The 5,380-nt window shown below is 42.6% G+C and carries 8 protein-coding genes and 1 pseudogene; 2 read left to right on the top strand and 7 right to left on the bottom strand.

Annotated elements, in window-relative coordinates; all coding sequences use genetic code 11:
• The 5 genes from JCM10512_RS20665 to JCM10512_RS24705 form a co-directional block, all read right to left on the bottom strand.
• Window positions 1–1,079, bottom strand: a 1,079-nt coding sequence (locus tag JCM10512_RS20665) for a PcfJ domain-containing protein (RefSeq protein ID WP_044165797.1), incomplete at its 3' end; no start/stop codon positions are given.
• 3 nt (window positions 1,080–1,082) lie between these two features.
• On the bottom strand, window positions 1,083–1,511 hold the full coding sequence (locus JCM10512_RS20660; protein ID WP_044165796.1) for a PcfK-like family protein: 429 nt from the start codon (window positions 1,509–1,511) through the stop codon (window positions 1,083–1,085).
• Window positions 1,512–1,557: 46 nt separating this feature from the next.
• Complete coding sequence (locus JCM10512_RS20655) at window positions 1,558–2,550, bottom strand: hypothetical protein (RefSeq protein WP_044165794.1); 993 nt, start codon at window positions 2,548–2,550, stop codon at window positions 1,558–1,560.
• Window positions 2,551–2,561: 11 nt separating this feature from the next.
• Window positions 2,562–2,801 (bottom strand): hypothetical protein, encoded by a 240-nt coding sequence (locus tag JCM10512_RS20650; protein WP_044165798.1) that lies wholly within the window; start codon window positions 2,799–2,801, stop codon window positions 2,562–2,564.
• Between the two features lie 76 nt (window positions 2,802–2,877).
• On the bottom strand, window positions 2,878–3,003 hold the full coding sequence (locus JCM10512_RS24705) for a hypothetical protein (RefSeq protein ID WP_262482626.1): 126 nt from the start codon (window positions 3,001–3,003) through the stop codon (window positions 2,878–2,880).
• A 256-nt stretch (window positions 3,004–3,259) separates the two neighbouring features.
• On the opposite strand from JCM10512_RS24705, the pseudogene JCM10512_RS20645 reads away from it, so the two are divergent.
• Window positions 3,260–3,548: pseudogene (locus tag JCM10512_RS20645) on the top strand (helix-turn-helix domain-containing protein).
• Between the two features lie 3 nt (window positions 3,549–3,551).
• Window positions 3,552–3,860, top strand: coding sequence for a helix-turn-helix domain-containing protein (locus tag JCM10512_RS20640; protein ID WP_044165791.1), 309 nt, complete (start codon window positions 3,552–3,554; stop codon window positions 3,858–3,860).
• 51 nt (window positions 3,861–3,911) lie between these two features.
• Here the strand turns inward: JCM10512_RS20640 and JCM10512_RS20635 are convergent, their stop codons facing one another.
• Window positions 3,912–4,268, bottom strand: a complete 357-nt coding sequence (locus JCM10512_RS20635; RefSeq protein ID WP_044165790.1) for a virulence RhuM family protein — start codon at window positions 4,266–4,268, stop codon at window positions 3,912–3,914.
• A 1-nt stretch (window position 4,269) separates the two neighbouring features.
• The coding region (locus JCM10512_RS20630) for a site-specific integrase (protein WP_044165789.1) at window positions 4,270–5,380 on the bottom strand (1,111 nt) is incomplete at its 5' end.

The raw sequence follows: 5,380 nt of genomic DNA, 5'->3' as shown, positions 1-5,380 counted from the left end.
TGCATCGCTTGTCCCTCTGCTACTATCTCTTGTACGCTTTCAAGTACACGGACACTAATACGACCGTCAGAGAATATAAGTCCGAAAAACTTGGCTTTAATCGCCTTAAATTCGGCTTCCTTTTCAAGTTGCTTTTCCAATTCAGCTTGTGCATCGGCTTTGGCTTTTTTCAGCATATATCGGTCATGTTCGGCTTTGAGGTCTGTCGGGCATACATATTTGGCATTATAGAGGTCTTTCCCGAAGAATCGAAGATTGTCTATATAGTCGCACCAAAGCGTTGCATCTTTGATTTTATAGCCGTTTCGGATGCAGATACGGATGGACTGCCAATATTTGTCTATGTTCTTCCAACCGCTGTCCATGATGCGCTTTAGTAGCTTGGTATAGCCTGTTTTCATCAGCGTTTCGGCTCGGCTATCGGTTAGTAGGGTGCGAAACAGGTCTAACGGTTTTTGTCCGTATAAGCTCTTTTTGTAGCCTGTCCTTTTCAATTCAGGGATTAGTTTCATTCGGGGGTAAACTACTCCTGTATATATTTTGTCATATACATTGATATAGAACTTATTATTGCTGTTTTCACTACGCAATTCTAAAGGGGTGTGAAATATCCACGCATCATAATAGCAAGTTCCCATTGTCTGACGGAGTTTTGCGAATGTGCAATGTTTTCCATTGGGAGCAATCCACCGTTGCATAACCTCTGAATAGTCGTATTTGGGCGTTTCTCCGACCTTAACCGAACAGAATAGCATTACAGAGCGCAATACCTGATAACCTGCATGGGCGGTTATTACTGTCATGTAGTAACGTGCGCTGAATGTTCGTTTCTTGGTCGTTTCTACCGTTAGTTTGGTATTACAGTTCGGGCAGTTGCAATCCGTTAGGGTGGTGACCAAATGCCCTGCACCCTGCCACGAATGACCGCATTTAGTACAGGTCATTACCCCTTTTTCGGTGCGGTGTCCGATATGGTCTATACTGTTTTCATACCCCCATTGGGTCTGTTCTTTCGTGAGTTTCGGCAGGGTTTTACTTGCTTCTACTACCTGTGCTTGGAATTTATTTAGCGGTTTCATGGCTCAAAAATTGAATAGGTTAGGGACTGTGTTCGTTTCGGGTTGCTTGGCTTTCGGCTTGGCATTACCGTGTTTCATTTTGGCATAGGCTTCGTCCTGTACTTTCTGAATGGCTTTCTGCCGTGCCTGCGCTTTTTCTTCGTCGGTTAAGATAATAGCATGGTTTACCACTACATTGCAGTTGATTGGCTTGCCTACCTCGATACTGTCCTCATCGTAGTAATGCAGGGCAAGGGAGTAGATTTCATCATCCGTAAATCCACATATTCCGCTTTGCTGCACGTAATTGAGAATGTAGGTTACACAATCGTCAATGTTCTTGTTCGACTTGGCATAGGTGGGGGCGAACAGTTCATCGGTCTGCGCTCTCTGTTCTAAATAACTCTGTATAGTTATTTTGAAATAATCGGTTGCTGTATTTTCTGCTTTCATTGTTTTTGTGATTTGTGGGGCGAATTGCTCCGCCCCGTATGAATACTTAATCTAATCCGAAATAATAGGCTAATTGCTGTTCCTGTGATTTTGTGAATATCCAACCAGCTAACCTCTTTCCGTTGAATGTCAGATGACTGTTAAATCGTCCACCCATTGCTTTGAGTTCGTCTTTGATTGACTTGGTATCTCCGAAAACGGCTACGGCTTTGGCTGAATACTCTACCAATATGCAACCGCCTTTGGTTTCTTCTGTCGGCTTGCTCGGTGGCGTTGTATCGGTCTTTGAAAGGTGTATATTGTTTTCGTTCCCTGCGGTGTAGGCAAAATCCTCTATCGTGCGATTGCGGTCATAGACTTTCACTTTTTCGATTATCCAACCGCAATATTTACTCTCTCCCAAATAATAGCCGTCGCCCATGCTGTACTTTTCCCGATGTTCGTAGTCCTCGTTAAATTCAGCTAAATATTCGGTTTCTTCTAAATTGGGAGCGTGTTTCCGCATTTCGGGAAAGATGTCCCGTTTGTGCTTAGAAAAGCCCAAAATAACAGTGCGTTGCGTACTGTGTGCATAATAATCGGTCATTCGGTCGCTGTCGTCCTGTTTCAATCTCGCCACGATAACTGCTTGTGCATCTTCGGGGAATATCTCGGCAAAGCGTTTTCCTCCGATTTCTTTAACCTGCTCTACTCTGATTTTTTCCTTTTCGGCTTCGTCCTGCTCCGCTTGCTTCTGTCCGTGTGCTTGTTGAAGAAGTATCGCTACCTCGAAACTGTCCATAAATTGAGGGTTCTCGCTGTCATAGTAATAACCGATACCGAATTTTTCGTTTAATGGTCTGATAATGTCAGCCGTCTGAAAATCCTTTGTCCGCAGGTTAATCAACTTGTAAGCAATGCCCCAATCATTTTTGCGGATTTCATATACTACATACCTGTCGTAGCTGTAACCCTCCATTTGGATTATCTGATTGACTTCTACCACTTGTTTGGCTCTGTCTATCTCCTTGTTTGCTCCTAATAAAAACACTTTGCTCACAATCGTTGGGATTAAAAAATGTGAGTGAATAAAAACCAGAAAAAGCCTATCAGAGCGATGAGAGAGAAAAGGCAGGATGCGATACCCTTTAGGATATTCCAACAGAAAACCACGCCCAAAACCACCCAAATAAAGTCGATACCCCACACATAGAAACCTACTGCGGTCGCTACTATCTTTACCACCAATTTTATGCTTAATGGATGGTTGATAGATTCCTGTTTCCTATTTATTTTTTCTATTGTTCTCATAACGTCTGACTTTTTTTTTATGCCGTAACGGAGAGGGTATGATGAGTTCTGTTTCAGTAGCTTAAAAAGGTAGGTGTTAGCCCACACCAAATTTTTCGCGGGAAATACGCTCGCCCGCAGGGAAAGAGGAAGATTTTTTGCTAAAAATTTTGTTGGGCGTGAACGCCGGAAATACCTTTGCTGCTGACAACAGAACCATCATGTTTTTACCCTCTCCATATCCAGGCATATAAAAATGAGGAAGACGTTATACCGGGAGAACGGTAGAAAAAACTGTATCAGTGATTGGTTATTATGGGAAACAATCACTGCAATCGCTGTATTTATTGGCGGTTGACCAACTTTGGCTGCCAGTCTGTTTTAGTTGGTAGCCACTCTATGCCATAGAAAAATAGAGCGGTAAATAGCTAAATGGGAATGTCTATTTTTGTTTCTCCGGGAATACAAAGCGTAGAAATATGGAGATAATCAGTATGAGTATAAAGGTCTTTGACACTTTAGTAAAACGTGTCGAAGATATTGAAGAAAAGGCGGAGAGGTTATACCGCCGTCAGGAAGATTTAAGTTTGAAAAAATGGCTGGATAATCAGGATGTTTGCGAGATATTGGATATAACCAAACGTACTGCAAAGCTATCGGGAAAAGGGGTTATTACCTTATAGCCGTATAGAGTATAAGATACGTTACAAGCCGGAAGATGTGCAGAAACTACTGCAATCTTCGGCTCATCAACCGAAAAAAATGTAGGTCATGAATAATTTGATTGAAAAAAGCGATCCGCGCGTGATAGACATTTTTCGACGGTTGGAAAAGGCAAGTAGTCTGATTGATAAATTGGAAGTCCCATCCCGTCGTTCTTTTAACGGGCAACGCTTCGTTACCGACCGGGAGCTTTCGGAAAGGCTGAGGGTAAGCCGCAGGACATTACAGGAATACCGTTCGGCAGGAACTATTCCCTATTACCTGATCTGTGGTAAAATCCTTTATAAAGAATTAGAAATACAGCAATTTTTGGAAGATTCCCGAAAGCAGACCATCGACCAACAGGAATTGGTATAAACAAGAAACGACCTTATTTACGGGTCGTTTCTTGTTTCCGGCATATAGCAATCAATTCAGCATCGTATTAATGCCGGGGATTTTCCAAAGTATCACGGGATTCAATGCCTGTCCGGTAATCCACTCACGAAAATATTGCGCCTGCCGGGATTTGAGCCGGAAAGCCAGTGCCGTTATCATTTCCAGATTATAGAGTGTCAATATACTGCCGTTTCCATTATCCTTATGGCGGCAAACCATATCTTCCCGTAATATCTCGTTTTTTAGTATGGAACGGATATTGCTGTTTATAGCCGATATGAACACGCTGAAAATATCGGCGATTTCGTGCTGGGTAAGCCAAACGCCGCCCGCTATTGAACGGATAATTACCCGTCCTTCTTCTATTTTGATTGTTGTTGTATTCATTTTATTGATTGTTTGAGGGTTGAACATTCTTGTTTTTCTTCCTTTCTCCGGGATAACGGATAGCCGCCCGGAGCGATTCATCTTCATACAATGTAACTTTATTAGCTTTAGATGCCGTCCGGGATTTAAGCCGTTTCATATCTTCATCCACTTTTTTATCGGTTACTTTGGCGTATATCTGTGTGGTGGAGATATTCTTATGTCCCATCATCCGGCTTACGGTTTCAATAGGAACGCCCTGTGAGAGCGTAATATGCGTTCCGAAATTATGTCGTGCTTTGTGAAATGAAATATGTCCGGTTCCGCAAATCTTAGCGATTTCTTTCAAAAGTTTCCCCATATAGCTACGGTCATAAACTTTGAATATACGTTTGCCGGTTCTCTGAGGACAGTATTTCTCCATAATTTTCAGGGGTATTTCCAAAAGGCGTACATCACATCCTGTTCCGGTCTTTTGGCGCTTTATCTTAATCCAAAAACTTCCGTCAGAAGCCTGTTCAATATGCTCGTCAGACAATCTTGTAAGGTCGGCGTGGCACAATCCGGTGAACGTCGAAAAAACGAACAAATCACGGGCGCGACGTAAGTTGGGTCTGTCGAGTTGGCATTGCATCAACTTCTCCAAATCTTCCAGTTTCAGATGACGGCTCTTTAGCGGCGGCAATTCAGGAAACAGTTTCATATAAGGGTCGCGCCGGAGCGTTCCCTGATTGAATGCCCGCTTGGTTATTTTCTTTAGGTTGTACAGATGTTGATGCACTGTTTTTTGCTGTAACCCTCTGTCTGCCCTTAAAAAGAGATCGTAATCCTCGTAAAAACGAAGGTTAAGACTACGGAGCGTTACATCATCGGCATCATACTTTTTCCTGATAAATGCCAAAAGATGATTGTATGATACCACATATACATCGTGTGCCTCTTTTTTACGATCTATTCCAACCCGTTTTTTAAACTCGTCGTTATGTTCTTCGAAGAGTTTCATTAGCGTAAGCGGTTTTTGGGCGATACCTTTCAGGGCGTTCTTAACGAGTTCGGCCGTAACAAATCCCAAACTCTCCTTTATTTCCTTATGATGGTTTTTGATACGTTCCGTAAGCTCGTCGATAGCCTGG

This window comes from Bacteroides reticulotermitis JCM 10512, from assembly GCF_000517545.1.
In the GTDB taxonomy this organism is placed as follows: domain Bacteria; phylum Bacteroidota; class Bacteroidia; order Bacteroidales; family Bacteroidaceae; genus Bacteroides; species Bacteroides reticulotermitis.
This window is presented reverse-complemented; position numbering and strand designations above follow the sequence as displayed.